Source organism: Brevundimonas sp. DC300-4, from assembly GCF_049897365.1.
Classification (GTDB): domain Bacteria; phylum Pseudomonadota; class Alphaproteobacteria; order Caulobacterales; family Caulobacteraceae; genus Brevundimonas.
This window is the reverse complement of record NZ_JAFCWC010000013.1, coordinates 53,837-69,295: the sequence shown is the minus strand read 5'-3', so window position 1 is coordinate 69,295 and position 15,459 is coordinate 53,837. Positions and strand designations below refer to the sequence as shown.

The following is a 15,459-nucleotide window of genomic DNA, read 5'->3' as shown; positions in this document are numbered from 1 at the left end:
TCAACCGCTTCGTCGTCGATCACAATCAGCAGCCCAAACCCTTCGTCTGGACCGCCGATCCAGACAAAATCATCGCCGCCGCTAACCGCGGGCACCAAGTGATGGAATCAATCCACTAGAGAATATTGGCGAGTTGTTTGCGCATCCCGCCACGTCGGTTTATTTGACGTTTTGACTATCGGCTAAGACGCAAAGAGACTAGACAGCGTAATACGCTCCCGCTTGTGTCAATTTTCGACAGACGGCTATGGAGCAATAAGCCTATCAGCCGACATGGCTATGAGTTCGCGTGGGAATATCCTGATCGGTGGCTTGAGCGTCGACGATCGCGACCAAGTCACCGCCGTTGCTACTGATTTCGACTTTCGATTGGGCCATGTTTTCATGGAGCCGTCAGATGTTGTCGACACTATCTATTTCGTCGACGAAGGCATCGTGTCCGCCGTCGCCCTGATGCACGACGGGCGCAGCGTCGAGGACTATATGGTCGGCCGGGAAGGCATCATCGGCTCCACGGCCTGGCAAATCCCAGCCAAGACTGCGGTTCGCTATGTCGCCCAGATGGCCGGAAAGTCTCGCAAGGTCGAGGCGCGGCGAATGCGTGAACTGGCCACGAGAAGTCACAGCCTGCGGGTCGTCATGGCCACCTATGACGCCGCCTTGCAAAGGGAACTGGAGCAATCCACCGCCTGCAACGCCATCCATACGTTAGAGCGGCGCTTCTCCAAATGGCTGCTGAGGGCCCATGACAGGGCCGATGACGCGGTGTTGCACATGACGCAGGAGTTCCTGGCCAACATGCTGGGTTCGCAACGCACGACGGTGAACGAGGCGGCGCAGAACCTGATGCGCCGCGGTGCGATCACCTTTACACGAGGCCGGGTGACGGTGCTGAACCGGCAGATTCTCGAGGCCTCGGCCTGTGAATGCTACGGCGAGACCCGGGGGACCGCCGACGGGATTTCACGCGTCGACGGATGAAGCGCTCTGCAAGCGTGACAGCCGCATGAATGATTGTCGGCCGGGCCTTTGCAATCGCTGAGATATGAGCGGCTTTCTTGCTGAGAGCATGCCCATGCTCCGCTGCCTCTTATGGCTCCACGATGGTCCCGAAATACCGCCGATCGTCAAAGACGTCGATGCGGTGGGCGACCGCGAGGCCAGGGATCTGGCGCAGATGCGGCTGCGGCTGGCACGGGACTATTCCTGCCCCCGGATCTGTCGCGGGACTACAAGATCGCAGAGCTGAAACGCGACAGCGCCCCGAACCGAGGCGTCAGGCCTTGCCGGAACCGTCGCTGTTCGTGGAGGCGTCGTCCGCAACGTCAGTCGAACGACGGCGGGGACCCTTGTAGCTTGCGACACTCGAGGTCCGCCGACGGTCCGGGCCAAAGTAGTCGTCGGTCTTCACATAGGGGCGCGGACGCATGATGACGGCCTGGATGCGGTCGAACACGGCTTTGGCGGTGATCGGCTTGACCACGAACTCGGTGACCCCGGCGTCGCGTGCCTCACAGACGCGGTGTTTTTCCGAATGGCCGGTCATCATGATGATCGGCAGATAGGGGTTGGCGCTGTCGGGGCTGTTGCGGACCAGGCGGGTGAACTCCACCCCGTCCAGCGGGAACATATTAAAGTCGACGATCGCCAGATCGACCGGGTAATCGCGCAGGGCTTCGAGCGCCATGGCGCCGTCGGACACCTCGCGGATGTTGCGGATCCCGGCGGACTGCAGAATGGCGGACGTGATGGCTCGCATGTGCTGGTTGTCGTCGACCAGCAGGATGTTGAGGGACTGAAGGGCGGACATTTGGTGATCGGGCCGAGGCCGCCCCCACGGCGGTCTGATCGTCGATTCTACGGGCAAAGATCAGCCAGGTCCACGCGGAACGAAAGCCTGGCCGTCACTGTAAGCGGTTTCCGGAGCCGATTCGCCGATCATCAGAGACGGATCGCAGTTCCGATCACGCCATTTCATGCGCCAGCACAGATGTGGCCCAGTGGCGCGGCCCGTCATTCCGACCCGTCCGATGACGTCGCCCCGGGTGATTCGCTGGTTCGGCAGGACGTCGATGCGCGACTGGTGCAGGTAGGCGGTGATCAGGCCCTGACCGTGGTCGATCAGGGTCAGGCCGCCTTCGAAATGCATGCCGGCGCGGGCGAAGGTGACGACGCCGTTCGCCGGCGCCCGGATCGGAGAACCGGCGGGTGCGGCCAGGTCTATGCCGTAGTGAGGCCGGGCGGGCGTGCCGTTCAGAACGCGCTGGGAACCCCACAGGCTGGTCACCCGATAACTGTCGAGCGGCCAGGTGAAGCCGGAACGGAAGTCGTCGGCGTCAGCGCGGCTGGCGAAGCCCTCGGTCTTCAGCACGATCTCTTCCTGGATCCGGGCGAGCAGCATCGGGTCCGACGGCTCGACCGTCGACGGGGGCAGGCCGTTGATGCGGGTTGAGGGGAAGGTCCCGGGCGCGATGGACAGGGTGCGGCGGGCGACGCGGCCTTGGCCGCGCACCTCCAACTGGGCCGACGGCGGGGCGTCCCGGTCGAAGCCGACGATGAACAGGCCAGCCGCGGAAGCGGTGGTCAGGGCTTCTCCGTCAATGAAGACCATGGCCCGCGGCTCTGCCCGCCCCATGGCGAACCCGCCCTGGACGAAACGGCCGTTCAGGGCGAGACCATCGGACGGATCCGCGAAGGCTGGGCCGGAGAGGGTGGCGGCGCCGGCGCCCAGGATCAGGCCGCGCCGCGAAGGCGTCACTGATCGACCATCCGGGACAGGGCTTCGGCCGGACTGAAATAGGGTTCCTGATGCTCGACGGACCAGTAGCGCAGGATCTCGAGCGGGATCGGCCGTCCGGAGACGGCGCACAGGACGAAGGGGCCGGGCTTGAGCACGGCGAACTCGCCGTCGCCGTAGTGGAGGGTCGCGGGGGAGGGGACGGAGGTCATGGCGACAGGATAGCGGGAGATCCGTCCGTCGTCTCCTCCCCGTCGCGTAGCGAAGGGCCGGTGGATCCGTAGCCAAGCGGAGGACGCGGAGGGGCTTGGCGACATCCAGAAGCCGTCCGTCTGCTCGCAAAGAGCTCGCATCCACCGCCTGATTCGCCAGGGAGCGAACCGGGAGGAGACTGTCGTCAGAAGAGGTCGCCCTGGCTCGCCGGGGCCGCTTTCGCCTTCGGAACCAGCTTCGCCCTCACCGCGCCGTCGCCCTCGATATGCGCCCCCTTGGAGCCATCGGGGAAGACCAGCGTCACGGCCTGCCCCGGTGACAGGGCGGCGGCGGACGAGACCATCGCGCCGGTCTCGTCGTCGACGCGCGCAAAGCCGGGTTTGGGGCGCTTGGGGTCGAGGCTGGCCAGGGCGCGGGCGAGGGCGGCGAGGCGGGTCTCGGCGCGCTCGATTGCCTGCGGTCGGACGCGCTCAAGGCGTGACGCCAGGTTCTGCGTACCAAGCTCGCGACGCTTCTGCCGGTTGACGATCGCCTCTGGGTTCAATCGACCCGAGACAAGCAGCAGGCGACGTTCATGGTCGGAGGTGTTGGCGCGTAGCCCTGAAATCAGACGAGCGCCTTGCCCCTCAAGCCGTGCCTCCCGTTGCTCGATAGCGCGTTTCAGAATGGCCGGCGCGAAACGGCTGCCGATCGCGACAAGGCGGCGGTGATGCAGTTCGGTGTTGCGGCCGAGGCCCGAGGCGAGACGGCTGGAGGCGTGGTCGAGACGCTGCTGGGCCAGGGCCACGAGCTCTTCCGGCCGGGCGGGCAGGCCGCGCGCCACTGAGCGCAGGCGAATTCGGCGGTCCTCCAGCAGCCGGGCGCCGGAACGATCCAGACGGCGCTCCAGATCGGTGACGAAGGCGCGCAGGTCGGCCAGCACCGGCGTGGCCAGTTCGGCGGCGCCTGTCGGGGTCGGGGCGCGACGATCCGAGACGAAGTCGATGAGGGTGGTGTCCGTCTCGTGCCCCACGGCCGAGATGATCGGGATGGTCGCCGCCGCCACGATGCGCGCCAGGCCTTCGTCGTTGAAGCACCACAGATCCTCGACCGAGCCGCCGCCGCGCGCCACGATCAGCAGATCGGGGCGGGAGATGAGGCCGTCCCTGGTCATGGCGTCGAAGCCGCGAATGGCGTTCCCGACCTGGCCACAGGCGGCGTCGCCCTGGACCACGACTGGCCACACGATGACCCGACAGGGCCAGCGCTCGGCGATCCGGTGCAGGATATCTCGAATGACGGCGCCGGTCGGGCTGGTGATAACGCCGATCGTGCGAGGATAGAGGGGGATGGGCTTCTTGCGGGCCGGATCGAACAGGCCCTCGCCCGACAGTTTGACCTTCAGGCGTTCGAGTTGGGCCAGGAGGGCGCCGGCGCCGGCCGCCTCCATCGATTCGATGACGATCTGGTATGAGGACCGCGCCGGGTAGGAGGTGATCTTGCCGGTGACGATGACCTCGAGGCCCGTCTCAGGCTGGACGCCGAGGCCGCGCGCAGAGCCTTTCCAGACCACGCCGTCGATGGCCGACTTGTCGTCCTTCAGCGTCAGATAGATGTGGCCGGAGGCGTGGCGATTGACCTTGGACACTTCGCCTCGCAGCCGGACGTGGCCGAACCGGTCCTCCAGCGTGCGCTTCAGGGCGAAGGACAGCTCGGAAATCGACAGGGGCGGATTGTTGTCGCCCACGCCCTGGCTTTGGGCGGCGGCCGGCTCGGCGTCGGCGGGGCCTGCGAAGACGTAGTCGTCGGTCATGAGGCGACTGTAGCGTCGCCGAGGGGCTGCGGAAACCGCTGCATTCGGCCTATATCGAGGGATGAACGATCAGGATCGCATTCCCCCTCGGGACGAGGAGAACCCGAACGAGCGAGAGCTTTCGCGCCGCAGCGGCGACTCGGCGGTCGGCGTCTGGGTGATCCTGGTGTTGATCTTCATGCTCGCCGCCGTGGTCTATGTGGTTTCCGCCCTGCTCTGACAGTCTGCGGCCTTGACCAGAGGGGCCCGCGCGGCCATTCCGCGCGGATGGATATCCTGCTGGTCGGATCGGGAGGGCGCGAGCACGCCCTGGCCTGGAAAATGCGGCAATCGCCGCTGGTCGACCGCCTGTTTTGCGCGCCCGGAAATCCCGGCATCGGCAAGGTCGCCGAATGCGTGCCGGACATCCGCGCCGACGATGCCGAGGGCCTGGCCCGGCTGGCGCGTGAGCTGAAGGTCGGCCTTGTGGTCGTCGGGCCGGAAGTCGCCCTCGCGGCCGGTCTTGCGGACCTGCTGAACGCCGCCGGCATCCCCTGCTTCGGACCCAGCGCCAAGGCGGCGCAGCTGGAGACGTCCAAGGCCTTCTCCAAGGCCTTCCTGGAGCGGCACGAGATCCCGACGGCGCACTACGGCGTCTATGACCGGGTCAAGGACGCCAAGGCTGCGTTGTCGGTGTTCAAACCCCCCTATGTCATCAAGGCGGACGGCCTGGCGGCGGGCAAGGGGGTGGCGATCAGCCCCGACCGCCGCGATGCCGAGGCCGAGATCGAGCGGATGCTGGGCGGGCGATTCGGTTCGGCCGGTTCGCGCGTCGTGATCGAGGAGTTCATGGAGGGCGAGGAGGGATCCCTGTTCGCCCTGTGCGACGGCAAACGCGCCGTCCTGTTCGGCGGGGCCCAGGATCACAAGCGGGCCTTCGACGGGGATCTGGGGCCCAACACGGGCGGCATGGGCGCCTATTCGCCGGCGCCGGTGTTCGACGAGGCGATGGTGATGACCGCCGACCGCCGGATCGTACAGCCGACGCTGAAGGCCATGTCTGCCGAGGGCGCGCCCTATAAGGGCGTGCTCTACGTCGGGCTGATGTCGACCGATGAAGGTCCCAAGGTTGTTGAGTTCAACGCCCGCTTCGGCGACCCGGAATGCCAGGTCCTGATGATGCGGATGGCGGGGGACATCGTCCCCTATCTGCTGGCCTGCGCGCGCGGGGACGTGTCGCGCCTGCCGCAGCCGGAGTTCAAGCCGCAGACGGTGATCTGCGTGGTCATGGCGGCCAAGGGTTACCCCGACAGTCCTCTGGAAGGCTCGATCATCCGGGGCGCCGAGCAGGACTTCGGCCCGCACGTGCAGGTCTTCCACGCGGGCACCCTGCGGCGCGAGGACGGCACCCTGGTCGCGTCCGGCGGGCGCGTCCTGAGCGTCTGCGCCGAGGGCGACGACATCGCCGAGGCCCGCGAGCGGGCCTATGCTGCGGTGCGCACGATCGACTGGCCGGGCGGGTTCTGCAGGACTGACATCGGCTGGCGTGCTCTGGAGCGCGAGTAGCCTCTAGGCGTAGGCGAACAGCAGGCGGCCCTCGCCCATGCGCTCGCGGAGCATCGGCAGGTCGGTGTGGGCGGTGGAGAAGCAGCCGTAGCTGCGGCCCAGCTTGCCTTCGCGGGCCAGGAATTCCGGATCCGCATAGTCGGCGCCGTGAACGATGATGGCGCGGTCGCGGGCCATGTTGTTCGAATACTCAAGCCCGTCGAGCAGGACGTTTGGGCCTTGCTGGGCGCCCCAACCCGCGCCGGCGGTGGCGTAGGCGCCGACCGAGGACATGTAGCTTTCCGGGGTGTTGGAGAAGGTCCGGGCGAAGCCGGAGTGCTCCGGGTCCGAGCCGCGGCCGTGGCAGGTGCGGAAGGCGGTGACGCGGCCGCCGATCAGATCGACCTCGAACATGCGAGCGTCGCCGGAAAATTTCTGGAAATCGACCAGATACATGCGGTCGCGCAGGGTGATCCGGTGGCTGTGCACGTCCAGGGCGGCCATGGCCCGGCTCATCAACTCGGGGCGGACCAGACGACCGGGATCCAGCGGCGGCGGGGTGATTTGCGGAATAGGCGGGAGGGGCGGCAGCGGAGGGGCGGCGGCGAGGACGATCGGCATCTGAGCGACGGGTGCGGTGGCGCAGCCGGCGAGCACCGCCGAACCACCCAGAATCAATCCCCGTCTCGATAGCCGCATGCGACGCCCTTCGTAGCGGTTATGCCGAAGTCATGGCTTGTTTCACAAATACGCCGCCGGGTTCAACCGGAGCCTTGGCCGAAAGCCACCGACGCGTATGGTGGCGCACAGTATCAGGGAGAGGTTTATGAAGTTCGTCGCACTGGCGGTCGCCGCCGTTTTCGCGCTCGCAGGGCCTTCGCAGGCGCAGCAGAGCCCCGCCTCACAGGCTTTTCCCGCGAACGGGGAAACGACGTTCGTTCAGGCAGGGCGGCTTCTGGCGGACCCCGAGAGCGGTGTTGTGCTGCGCGATAAAACTCTCGTGATCGTAGGCAACCAGATCACGGAGATCCGCGACGGCTTCGTCGGCGAGGGTCCGAACGTCGTCGATCTGCGTGATTCCTTCGTCCTGCCGGGCCTGATCGACAGCCATGTTCACCTGACCTCTCAGCAGAGCCCGACCGGGCGGCTGGACGCGGTGACGCGCGACGCGGCCGACAGCGCCATGATCGGCGCCGGCTTCGCGCGGAAGACCCTGATGGCCGGGTTCACCACTGTGGCGGATCTGGGCGGCGACAATGACGCGGTCTTCGCGTTGAGGGACGGAATCCGGCGCGGTGACGTGCCGGGACCGCGAGTTATCGCCTCCGGATCGTCGGTGTCGATCCACGGCGGCCACGGCGACATCAACGGCTATCGCGACGACATCATGCACCTGCTGTCGTCCGAGAGCGTCTGTTCAGGACCGGAGGACTGCATGAGGGCCGTGCGGACCCAGGTGCGGTCGGGCGCCGACATCATCAAGATCACCGCCACCGGCGGGGTTCTGTCCAACACCGCGGCGGGCCTGGCCCAGCAGTTCACCGACCCCGAGCTGGCCGCCATCGTCGAGGTGGCGCACCGGATGGGCCGTCAGGTGACGGCGCACGCCCACGGCGTCGACGGCATCAACGCCTTCCTGCGGGCCGGCGGCGATTCGATCGAGCACGGCACCTATCTGGACGACGAGTCGATCCGCCTGTTCCGGCGCGAGGGCGTTTATCTGGTGCCGACCCTGCTGGCCGGAGACTTCGTGGCGCGGGTGGCGGCGAGTCCAACCAACTTCTTCACCCCGGCCCAGACGGCGAAAGCGCTGGAGGCAGGGCCGAAGATGCTGGACATGGCCCGGCGCGCGCACGAGGGCGGCGTGCGGATCGCATTCGGCACCGACACGGGGGTTTCGGCGCATGGAGACAATGCGCAGGAGTTCGCGCTTCTGGTGCAGGCGGGGATGACACCGCTGGAAGCCATCCAGGCGGCGACGGTGGTGGCGGCCGAGCATCTGAGGATCGCCGACCAGGCCGGGCTGATCGCGCCGGGCCGTCCGGCGGACATCGTGGCGGTCGAGGGTGATCCCCTGACCGACGTCACGACGCTGGAGCATATGGCCTTCGTGATGAAGGGCGGCGTGGTCTACCGCGCCGAATAAATCCTTCCCCGAAGGGGGAGGGTGGCGCGGCGCCACTTCGCGCCGTGACGGAGGGGGAGGAATGTTCGCTCAGGAACCCCGAGAACGCCGCCTCGTCCTCGAACCGGGCGGCGACAGGCCACGAGACCACACGGGTCCGCCAGTCGGGAGGCAGGCGGACCCAGTCTTTTTCGGTCGTGACCAGACCGGCGTCAAAGATGGCGGCGCGGTCGGCGAGGAAGGCGAGATCTTCCGGTCGGTATTCCGCATGGTCCGGGAACGGCGCGAAGTCGACGAGCTCGCATCCGGCGGCGATCAGGGCGCGCTCGACCTTCCACGGCTTGGCGATGCCCGCGAACCCGACCTGGGGGCCGGGTGGCGGCGCGCGGCCGGGCTCCAGCCGGGCGATGAAGGTCGGCAGGGCTCCGAACACGGCCAGCAGTTCAGGATCGGCGGGCGGGCTGTCGGCGGGGAGCAGGACGACGACCGCGTCGGCGCGGGCGAGACCGGCGGCCAGCGGTTCCCGCATCGGACCTGAGGGGAAGACCGAGCCATCGCCGAAGGGCCACTCGTCCTCGCGCGTTTCGCCATCGACGACGATCAGGCTGAGGGTCTTCTTCAGGGTCGGGTTCTGGTGAGCATCGTCGAGGACGAGGGCCCGGGCGCCGGCCTCGACCGCCGCGCGGGCGCCGGTGACACGGTCGGCGGAGATCCAGGCGGGGGCGTCGCCGGACAGCATCAGGGGCTCGTCGCCGACGTCGGCGGCGGTGTGGGTCGCGGGATCGACCCGGAGCGGGCCGGCCAGCTTGCCGCCATAGCCGCGCGACAGGGCATGCGCATCGACGCCCTGCCGACGAACCAGACGCAGGACTTCGCGGGCGACCGGGGTCTTGCCGGAGCCGCCGACGGTGAGGTTGCCGATCGAGATGACGGGGACGCCAACATCGACGGACGTGGCGCTGGCGATGCGGCGGGCGGTGGCTGCGGCCCATACCCACGAAACGGGCTTCAGCAGGGTGCGGGCGACGCGGCCGTGGCGGCCGTCGCGCTGATACCACCAGCGAGGCGTGGAAAGCTTCATCGGCGCGGTCGGGATGAAGGCGGCAGAAGCGTTTGAAGCGCGTCCCACAGGCGGTCGAGACCGGCGCCGACATCGGCGGCGGCCCGGCGCGCGCGCTCACCCATGGCTCGGGCGGCGGCGGGATCGTTCAGCAAGGGCGCGACGACGCCGGCCAGGTCGCCAGGCGTGGCGACGAGTTCGAGGCCTCCGGCGGCGACGAGATCGGCGGTGACCGCCTGCCAGTTGGAGGCGTCGGGACCGGCGACCGCGGGCCTGGCCAGACGCGCGGGCTCCAGCGGATTGTGCCCCCCCCAGGGCTCGCTACCGAGAAAGGAGCCGAATGAACCGCCCATGACCACGACATCGGCGAGGCGCAGGAACAGGCCGAGCTCGCCCAGGGTGTCGGCGACATAGATGTCCGTCTCGGCGTTCGGCTGGGCGCCACGTGATCGCAGGGCGAAGCGGTAGCCGTCGCGGGTCAGGGTGGTGGCGATCTCGGGTCCGCGCTCGGGGTGGCGGGGGACGAGGATCAGGCACAGGCGCTCGGCGAGATGGTCGAGAGCGCGGACGATGGCGATCTCCTCGCCCTCGTGGGTCGAGGCGGCGACGACCACGGGGCGGTCGCCGATAGCGGCGCTGAGGGCGGTGAAGGCCGAGGCGTCGTGGGGCAGGGCGGCGCCGGAAAGCTTCAGATTCACCTGGCCGTCGACGCGGGCGCCCAGGCTGTGCAAACGGGCGGCGGAAACATCGTCCTGGGGCATGACGAGGGAGAAGGCGGACAGGAGCTCGTGAGCCGACTTCGGGAAACGGGCCCAGCCGGCGGCGGTCTTTTTCGTGATGCGGGCGCTGACGAGGGCCAGCGAAATCTTCCGGTAGCGGGCGGCGAGGATCAGGTTGGGCCAGAGCTCGGACTCGACGAAGACCCCAACTGAGGGCCGCCAGTGGTCGAGGAAGGCGGCGACCCCGCCGGGGACGTCCACGGGCGCGAACTGGTGGATCACGCCGGGAGGCAGGCGGCGGGCCAGCAACTCCGCCGAGGTCACCGTGCCGGAGGTGACGAGGACGGTCAGGTCGGGCCGGGCCTTCACGATCCGCTCGACCACGGGCAACAGCGACAGGGTCTCGCCGACGCTGACGCCGTGCAGCCAGACCAGGTCGCCGTCGGGGCGGGCGACGCCAGCAACGCCGAGGCGTTCGTCGACGCGGACGGCGTCTTCCTTGCCCTGTTTGACGCGGGCGTCGAGCAGGCGCGGGGCCAGGGGTTCCAGCATCCGGGTCAGCAGGCGGTAGGCGAGCAGAGGGAGGGTCACAGCCGCTCCAGCCCGGTGATAGCGTCGGCGTGGGCCTCTACCGCGGTCAGCCTTTCCGCCCACGGGCCGGTGACGTCAGAGAGTTCGGCGCCCTCGGGGTAACGGGCGATGTCATAGACGATGGCGCCGCGACCGAAGGGCAGGGGCAGGATGGCGCGATCCCAGCTGTTCAGGCGGATGGCCGGATGGCAGCTCATGCCGATGAACAGGGCCGGGGCGCCGGACATCCGCGCCATCAGGGGCAGGCCCTCGGCCATGACCCGGACCGGGCCGCGCGGGCCGTCGGGAGTGATGGCCAGAGCGCCGACCTTGAGCTGTTTCAGGCCGTCGCGGAGGGCACGGGAGCCGCCCTTGGCCGCGTCAGCCTTGTCCTTGTTGGCGGAGGAGCCGCGCACCGCCGGGAAGCCCTGCAAGGCCACGGCCTTGGCGATGAACTGTCCGTCAGGGCTGAGTGAAATCAGGGCCTTGGCGGGTTGAGCCAAGTCGAGCGGCCAGCACGCCGGACTGAGACCAATGCGCGAATGCCAGAAGACGCAGATGACGCCGCCGCCATTGGCCCAGACCTGTTCGGCATGCTCGCGGCCCTCCCAGGTCCAGCGGATCGTGGCGAAGCAGAGCTTCATCCACCCGGCGAGCGCGAACGACAGGATGGTCTGGATCAGAGGATTGCGGAGCGGCCTCACGTCACGCGACCGTGGCGACGGCAGGGGTCCCGTCGAGCGACTGCTGTTTCGCCAGCCGGCTGTAGAGTCCGCCCTTCCTGACGAGGCTCGCGTGGGTGCCGCTCTCGACGATACGACCGGCCTCCAGCACCACGATGCGCGTCGCATGCCGGACCGTGGACAGTCTGTGAGCGATCATCAATGTTGATCTCCCGGCCATGAGCCGTTCCAGCGCAGCCTGGACAAGGGCTTCGCTCTCGGTGTCGAGGGCCGAGGTGGCTTCGTCGAGCAACAGGATGGGCGCGTCCTTGAGGAAGGCGCGGGCGATGGCGATACGCTGACGCTGGCCGCCCGACAGCCGCATGCCGCCTTCGCCGGCGCGGGTCTGGTAGCCGTCGGGCAGCGCGGTGATGAAGTCGTGGGCAGCGGCAGACCTGGCGGCCTCGGCGATCTGGTCGGGCGTGGCTTCGGGGCGCGCATAGGCGATGTTGGCGGCGATCGTGTCGTCGAACAGGAAGGGTTCCTGGGTCACCAGGGCGATCCGGGCACGCAGGTCCGGCAGGCTGAGCTCGCGCAGGTCGGCGCCGTTGATCGTCACCTTGCCCGAGGTCACGTCATAGAAGCGCGGCAGCAGGCTGAGCAGGGTCGACTTGCCGCCGCCGGACGGACCGACCAGGGCGACGGTCTCTCCCGGCGCGACGGTCAGGGAGACCTCCGTGATCGTGGGCGAGGCCGCGCCGTAGCTGAACGACACCTCGTCAAAGGCGATCGTCGCGGGGCCGGGCGGCAGGGCCTTGGGCGAAACGGCCTCGCGGATCTCCGGGTCGATGTCGAGCGAGCCGAACAGACGGCGGGCGGCGGTCATACCCTCGGCCATCACGGTCTGCAGATTGGTCACCTGACGCAGCGACTGGCCGGCGGACATCAGCAGGCCGACATAGGCCGCGAAGGCGCCGACCGTCATCTGGCCGTTGCGCGCCTGCCAGCCGGCATAGGCCATGACGGCAGCGACCACGAGCATGGCGACGAGGTTGGAGAAGGGGCCAGCGAAGGCTCTGGAATCGGCGGACTTGATGACGTGGCGCTGGCGGCGGCCGACGACCTCGGCGACGCGCGCTTGCTCGGCCGCTTCGCGGTTCTCAATCTTGATCAGGCGGACGCCGTCCAGGTTCTCCATCAGGGCGGTGGAGAGGTTCTCGGTCTCGACCATGGCGCCGGTCGTGGCCTTGCGCATCCGCTTGCCGAAACGCTGGATGACATAGGCGATCAGCGGCGCGCCGAGCAGGACGATGGCTGTCAGCCGCCAGTCCGACCAGGCCATGAAGAGCAGCACCGCGATCAGGGTCAGGCCGTGCTGGGTGTAGTTGACCACGCCGCTGGTGAAAGCCTCCCGCACCAGGTTGGCGTCGAACAGGACGCTGGAAACGAAGGCTCCGGAATGCTGGCTGCGCAGGCGGGCAAGGTCGGCGCGGATCATGGAGCCGAACAGCCGCACCTGGATGTCGCCGACGATGCCGTGCCCCAGGCGATTGACGAGTGCGGCCTGGCCGAGCGAGGCCGCCGTCCAGATCAGGCCGATGCCGACGATGATGGCCGGGATGGCGACCAGCGCATGCTGCGGCAGCACGACAAACAGACCCGCCACCTTCACCGAATTGCCCAGGAACATGCCGTCGATGGCGGGCTGGAGCAGTTGCAGCACCGTGGCGGCGCTGAGGCCCGCGATCGCGGCGCAGATCATCGACAGGACCAGCACGGCTTTGCGGCGGGACAGGTAGTCGCGCCAGATGCGGCCGATCAGGGGACGCGAGGCGGCGTCCTCCTGCGGAACGGTCGGAGCGGGCGAAGTCATCCGCCCGAGGTCGGACGACCTGCCTCGCAAGTCAAGGGATCAGTCGGCGGGCGGCGGCAGGTCGGCGTCGGTGATCATCGCCGAGCCCTGAGCGTCGGTGACGATCCGGGCGGGCGCCACGGTCGGGTTGGCGGGATAGGTCTGGCCGTCGAAGGCCAGCAGGGCCTCGCCCTCGCCGGTCATCACGCCCAGGTCCGGGCGGCCGTTGCTGGAGGTCGACAGGACCCGGATCGGTGTCTCCACGACGGTCGTGCGGCCGAGCGGAACCAGGCTGTCGCCTTCCCCACCATAGACCAGCAGGGTGCAGCCCGCGTTGCCGCAGTGGCTGGGGAACAGATAGACGAGGGTGATGCGGTCGTCCCCGTCGCCGATGCCGCGCGCGACATAGGTCAGGGTTTCGCCGTCGCCTTCAGCCGCCTGAACCGCCCGGTCCACCGCCGGGTCCGTGACCGGCGAGGCCGCGACGGCCGCCGCCGCTGAGGCCATAGGCGCAGTCGCATCGGCGGCCGTCGCGGTGGGAGCGGGCGCAGGCTCGGCAGCCGGCTCGGCGCCGCAGGCCATCAGGGCGAGCGCGACCAGCGGGGTCGGGAGAAGGCGGGACAGGCTCATGGGTTCACCGATCAGGCGCGACGCCAGGTCGGCGATGCTACGGCAGAAAGATGCACGGGATGACGCGCGCTGTCGCCCCCACTATGTCTGACGCGATGAGCCGATTTGATGTGAGCACGGAGGCCGGTCGCAAGGCGGCGGAGCGGGACTTCTTCTGGAACGACCACGCCTTCCTGCGTCTGGCGTTTTCGAACGCCCACTGGCTGGGGCCCGATCTGGTCCGCACCAACCAGCCCTCGCCGAGGCAGCTGGAGGGCTGGGCGAAGCGGGGGATCAGGACCGTCATCAACCTGCGCGGCGAGCGGGACGAGGGCTACTACTGGCTGGAAAAGGCGGCGTGCGAGCGGCTGGGCCTTACGCTGATCGATGCGCCGCTCGATTCGCGCGATCCGCCGGGCAAGGAGCGGGTCCGCCGCGCGCGGGACCTGTTCCGGAGCATCGAATACCCGGTGCTGATCCACTGCAAGTCCGGGGCGGACCGGGCCGGGCTGATGGCGGTCTTCTATCGCCACTTCCATCTCGGCGAGCCGATCTCTAGGGCGATGAGCGAGCTGTCGAAGAAATACCTGCACAGCCGCGAGGGGTTGACCGGCGTGCTGGACCACTTCCTCGAGGCCTATGTGAACGAGGTCGAACCGACGGGCGTGGGCTTTATGGAGTGGGTCGAGTCCGACGCCTATGACCCCGCGGCGATGCGCAGGGCGTTCCGCGCCAACTGGTGGGGCACGTTGCTGACCGAGAAGCTTCTGAGGCGGGAGTAGCCCCGGCCTCCCAGCCCTAGCCCCAGGGGCCGGTCGGCTTGCGCTTCTGTTCGGGCGTGACGCCGTTTTCCGCGTCGAGCCGGGCCTTGCGGTCGGTCTCCCACTGGCGGAACCAGCGGGCGTAGCCGCGCTCACGACCGAGCACGATCAGCCATAGGCCCAAGGTGGCCAGAAGGCCGACAAGAGCGGCGATCTGGGCTCCGTCGAGGGTCGTGCCGAACAGGTTCACGATGGGCGCTCCGCAGGAATGGCGTCGGCCGGGGCCGGTTCGACGGTCACGGGCGGCGTCGGCGCCGGGGCATTGGCGAAGGGATCAGCCTCCACAGGGACGGCGTTGGCGGGGGTGACGGGATCGTTCCAGGCGGTGTCCTGGTCGATGACGATGTTCTCTCGGGTCGCCGGACGACGAGTGGCGAAGGCGACGATGCCTACGCCCAGCGCCAGCAGGGTCAGAACGATCAGGGTCGGGATCATGTGAGCGCTCCTCAGTTGATGCCAACCTACCCGGTAAGAGCGCTCGCGTCCCGGCTGCGGTTCCCGGTGCGACGATCAGGCCTCGCCGCGCGGGTCGATCATGCGGTGCGCATGAAGGATGAAGAAGCGCATGTGGGCGTTGTCGACGGTGGCCTGGGCCCGGGCCTTCCAAGCGGCCTTGGCCTCGGCATAGTTCGGAAAGGCGCCGACGAACTCGACCTTGGACAGGTCGCGGAAGACCGGGGCGTCCAGGTGGCGCAGCTCTCCGCCGATCACGAGGTGAAGCAGTTGGGGGTCGGCGGCGTTGGCGGTCATGGGGCGTGTCCGGGAGGAGCGGGGA

The 15,459-nt window shown here is 68.3% G+C and carries 17 protein-coding genes and 2 pseudogenes; 6 read left to right on the top strand and 13 right to left on the bottom strand.

Going from position 1 to position 15,459, the window contains the following annotated elements:
• Both ACP7AZ_RS15830 and ACP7AZ_RS15825 read left to right on the top strand, forming a co-directional pair.
• Nucleotides 1-119 (top strand): annotated as a pseudogene (locus ACP7AZ_RS15830) (IS630 family transposase); the annotation flags it as partial.
• A 193-nt stretch (nt 120-312) separates the two neighbouring features.
• The gene (locus ACP7AZ_RS15825; RefSeq protein ID WP_426039588.1) at nt 313-981 is read left to right on the top strand and encodes a Crp/Fnr family transcriptional regulator; all 669 of its coding nucleotides are present in this window, start codon (nt 313-315) and stop codon (nt 979-981) included.
• Nucleotides 982-1,276: 295 nt separating this feature from the next.
• On the opposite strand, the gene ACP7AZ_RS15820 is transcribed toward ACP7AZ_RS15825, so the two are convergent.
• The 4 genes from ACP7AZ_RS15820 to xseA all read right to left on the bottom strand — a co-directional run bounded on the left by ACP7AZ_RS15820 (nt 1,277) and on the right by xseA (nt 4,742).
• A complete protein-coding gene (locus ACP7AZ_RS15820; protein WP_426039587.1) occupies nt 1,277-1,810 on the bottom strand; it encodes a response regulator in 534 nt (177 codons plus the stop codon).
• Between the two features lie 60 nt (nt 1,811-1,870).
• Nucleotides 1,871-2,758, bottom strand: coding sequence for a M23 family metallopeptidase (locus tag ACP7AZ_RS15815; protein ID WP_426039586.1), 888 nt, complete (start codon nt 2,756-2,758; stop codon nt 1,871-1,873).
• Nucleotides 2,755-2,949 (bottom strand): DUF2093 domain-containing protein, encoded by a 195-nt coding sequence (locus tag ACP7AZ_RS15810; protein ID WP_303694379.1) that lies wholly within the window; start codon nt 2,947-2,949, stop codon nt 2,755-2,757. The genes ACP7AZ_RS15815 and ACP7AZ_RS15810 overlap by 4 nt, the downstream gene beginning before the upstream one ends.
• A gap of 185 nt (nt 2,950-3,134) precedes the next feature.
• On the bottom strand, nt 3,135-4,742 hold the full coding sequence (gene xseA / locus ACP7AZ_RS15805) for an exodeoxyribonuclease VII large subunit (RefSeq protein WP_426039585.1): 1,608 nt from the start codon (nt 4,740-4,742) through the stop codon (nt 3,135-3,137).
• A gap of 61 nt (nt 4,743-4,803) precedes the next feature.
• Here xseA and ACP7AZ_RS15800 point away from each other — a divergent pair, with 61 nt between their 5' ends.
• The gene (locus ACP7AZ_RS15800; RefSeq protein ID WP_426039584.1) at nt 4,804-4,962 is read left to right on the top strand and encodes a hypothetical protein; all 159 of its coding nucleotides are present in this window, start codon (nt 4,804-4,806) and stop codon (nt 4,960-4,962) included.
• A gap of 47 nt (nt 4,963-5,009) precedes the next feature.
• Entirely contained in the window at nt 5,010-6,287 is a 1,278-nt protein-coding gene (purD, locus tag ACP7AZ_RS15795; RefSeq protein WP_426039583.1) for a phosphoribosylamine--glycine ligase, read from the top strand.
• Nucleotides 6,288-6,290: 3 nt separating this feature from the next.
• Here the strand turns inward: purD and ACP7AZ_RS15790 are convergent, their stop codons facing one another.
• Nucleotides 6,291-6,965, bottom strand: coding sequence for a murein L,D-transpeptidase catalytic domain-containing protein (locus tag ACP7AZ_RS15790; RefSeq protein WP_426039582.1), 675 nt, complete (start codon nt 6,963-6,965; stop codon nt 6,291-6,293).
• Nucleotides 6,966-7,092: 127 nt separating this feature from the next.
• On the opposite strand from ACP7AZ_RS15790, the gene ACP7AZ_RS15785 reads away from it, so the two are divergent.
• A complete protein-coding gene (locus ACP7AZ_RS15785; RefSeq protein WP_426039581.1) occupies nt 7,093-8,412 on the top strand; it encodes an amidohydrolase family protein in 1,320 nt (439 codons plus the stop codon).
• A gap of 70 nt (nt 8,413-8,482) precedes the next feature.
• On the opposite strand, the pseudogene lpxK reads toward ACP7AZ_RS15785, so the two are convergent.
• The 5 genes and pseudogenes from lpxK to ACP7AZ_RS15760 form a co-directional block, all read right to left on the bottom strand.
• A pseudogene (gene lpxK, locus ACP7AZ_RS15780) lies at nt 8,483-9,472 on the bottom strand (tetraacyldisaccharide 4'-kinase); the annotation flags it as partial.
• Nucleotides 9,469-10,761 (bottom strand): 3-deoxy-D-manno-octulosonic acid transferase, encoded by a 1,293-nt coding sequence (locus tag ACP7AZ_RS15775; protein WP_426039580.1) that lies wholly within the window; start codon nt 10,759-10,761, stop codon nt 9,469-9,471. The gene ACP7AZ_RS15775 and the pseudogene lpxK, both read right to left, overlap by 4 nt.
• The gene (locus ACP7AZ_RS15770; RefSeq protein WP_426039579.1) at nt 10,758-11,444 is read right to left on the bottom strand and encodes a lysophospholipid acyltransferase family protein; all 687 of its coding nucleotides are present in this window, start codon (nt 11,442-11,444) and stop codon (nt 10,758-10,760) included. Before ACP7AZ_RS15770 ends, ACP7AZ_RS15775 begins: the two co-directional genes overlap by 4 nt.
• A 1-nt stretch (nt 11,445) precedes the next feature.
• A complete protein-coding gene (locus ACP7AZ_RS15765; RefSeq protein ID WP_426039578.1) occupies nt 11,446-13,275 on the bottom strand; it encodes an ABC transporter ATP-binding protein in 1,830 nt (609 codons plus the stop codon).
• A 39-nt stretch (nt 13,276-13,314) separates the two neighbouring features.
• Nucleotides 13,315-13,884 carry a hypothetical protein gene (locus ACP7AZ_RS15760; RefSeq protein ID WP_426039577.1) on the bottom strand — a complete coding sequence of 190 codons (570 nt, stop codon included), beginning with the start codon at nt 13,882-13,884 and terminating at the stop codon, nt 13,315-13,317.
• Between the two features lie 95 nt (nt 13,885-13,979).
• On the opposite strand from ACP7AZ_RS15760, the gene ACP7AZ_RS15755 reads away from it, so the two are divergent.
• Nucleotides 13,980-14,645 (top strand): fused DSP-PTPase phosphatase/NAD kinase-like protein, encoded by a 666-nt coding sequence (locus tag ACP7AZ_RS15755; protein WP_426039591.1) that lies wholly within the window; start codon nt 13,980-13,982, stop codon nt 14,643-14,645.
• A gap of 16 nt (nt 14,646-14,661) precedes the next feature.
• On the opposite strand, the gene ACP7AZ_RS15750 is transcribed toward ACP7AZ_RS15755, so the two are convergent.
• The 3 genes from ACP7AZ_RS15750 to ACP7AZ_RS15740 form a co-directional block, all read right to left on the bottom strand.
• Complete coding sequence (locus ACP7AZ_RS15750; RefSeq protein WP_426039576.1) at nt 14,662-14,874, bottom strand: hypothetical protein; 213 nt, start codon at nt 14,872-14,874, stop codon at nt 14,662-14,664.
• Nucleotides 14,871-15,119 (bottom strand): hypothetical protein, encoded by a 249-nt coding sequence (locus ACP7AZ_RS15745; protein ID WP_426039575.1) that lies wholly within the window; start codon nt 15,117-15,119, stop codon nt 14,871-14,873. Before ACP7AZ_RS15745 ends, ACP7AZ_RS15750 begins: the two co-directional genes overlap by 4 nt.
• A gap of 75 nt (nt 15,120-15,194) precedes the next feature.
• A complete protein-coding gene (locus tag ACP7AZ_RS15740) occupies nt 15,195-15,434 on the bottom strand; it encodes a DUF4170 domain-containing protein (RefSeq protein WP_426039574.1) in 240 nt (79 codons plus the stop codon).
• Nucleotides 15,435-15,459: the final 25 nt, after the last annotated feature.

Coding starts and splice junctions, on each gene's coding strand:
- ACP7AZ_RS15755 (WP_426039591.1), top strand. CDS start 13,980: ATGAGCCGATTTGATGTGAGCACGGAGGCCGGTCGCAAGGCGGCGGAG.
- ACP7AZ_RS15790 (WP_426039582.1), bottom strand. CDS start 6,965: ATGCGGCTATCGAGACGGGGATTGATTCTGGGTGGTTCGGCGGTGCTC.
- ACP7AZ_RS15810 (WP_303694379.1), bottom strand. CDS start 2,949: ATGACCTCCGTCCCCTCCCCCGCGACCCTCCACTACGGCGACGGCGAG.
- purD (WP_426039583.1), top strand. CDS start 5,010: ATGGATATCCTGCTGGTCGGATCGGGAGGGCGCGAGCACGCCCTGGCC.
- ACP7AZ_RS15785 (WP_426039581.1), top strand. CDS start 7,093: ATGAAGTTCGTCGCACTGGCGGTCGCCGCCGTTTTCGCGCTCGCAGGG.
- ACP7AZ_RS15740 (WP_426039574.1), bottom strand. CDS start 15,434: ATGACCGCCAACGCCGCCGACCCCCAACTGCTTCACCTCGTGATCGGC.
- ACP7AZ_RS15800 (WP_426039584.1), top strand. CDS start 4,804: ATGAACGATCAGGATCGCATTCCCCCTCGGGACGAGGAGAACCCGAAC.
- ACP7AZ_RS15760 (WP_426039577.1), bottom strand. CDS start 13,884: ATGAGCCTGTCCCGCCTTCTCCCGACCCCGCTGGTCGCGCTCGCCCTG.
- xseA (WP_426039585.1), bottom strand. CDS start 4,742: ATGACCGACGACTACGTCTTCGCAGGCCCCGCCGACGCCGAGCCGGCC.
- ACP7AZ_RS15745 (WP_426039575.1), bottom strand. CDS start 15,119: ATGATCCCGACCCTGATCGTTCTGACCCTGCTGGCGCTGGGCGTAGGC.
- ACP7AZ_RS15765 (WP_426039578.1), bottom strand. CDS start 13,275: ATGACTTCGCCCGCTCCGACCGTTCCGCAGGAGGACGCCGCCTCGCGT.
- ACP7AZ_RS15820 (WP_426039587.1), bottom strand. CDS start 1,810: ATGTCCGCCCTTCAGTCCCTCAACATCCTGCTGGTCGACGACAACCAG.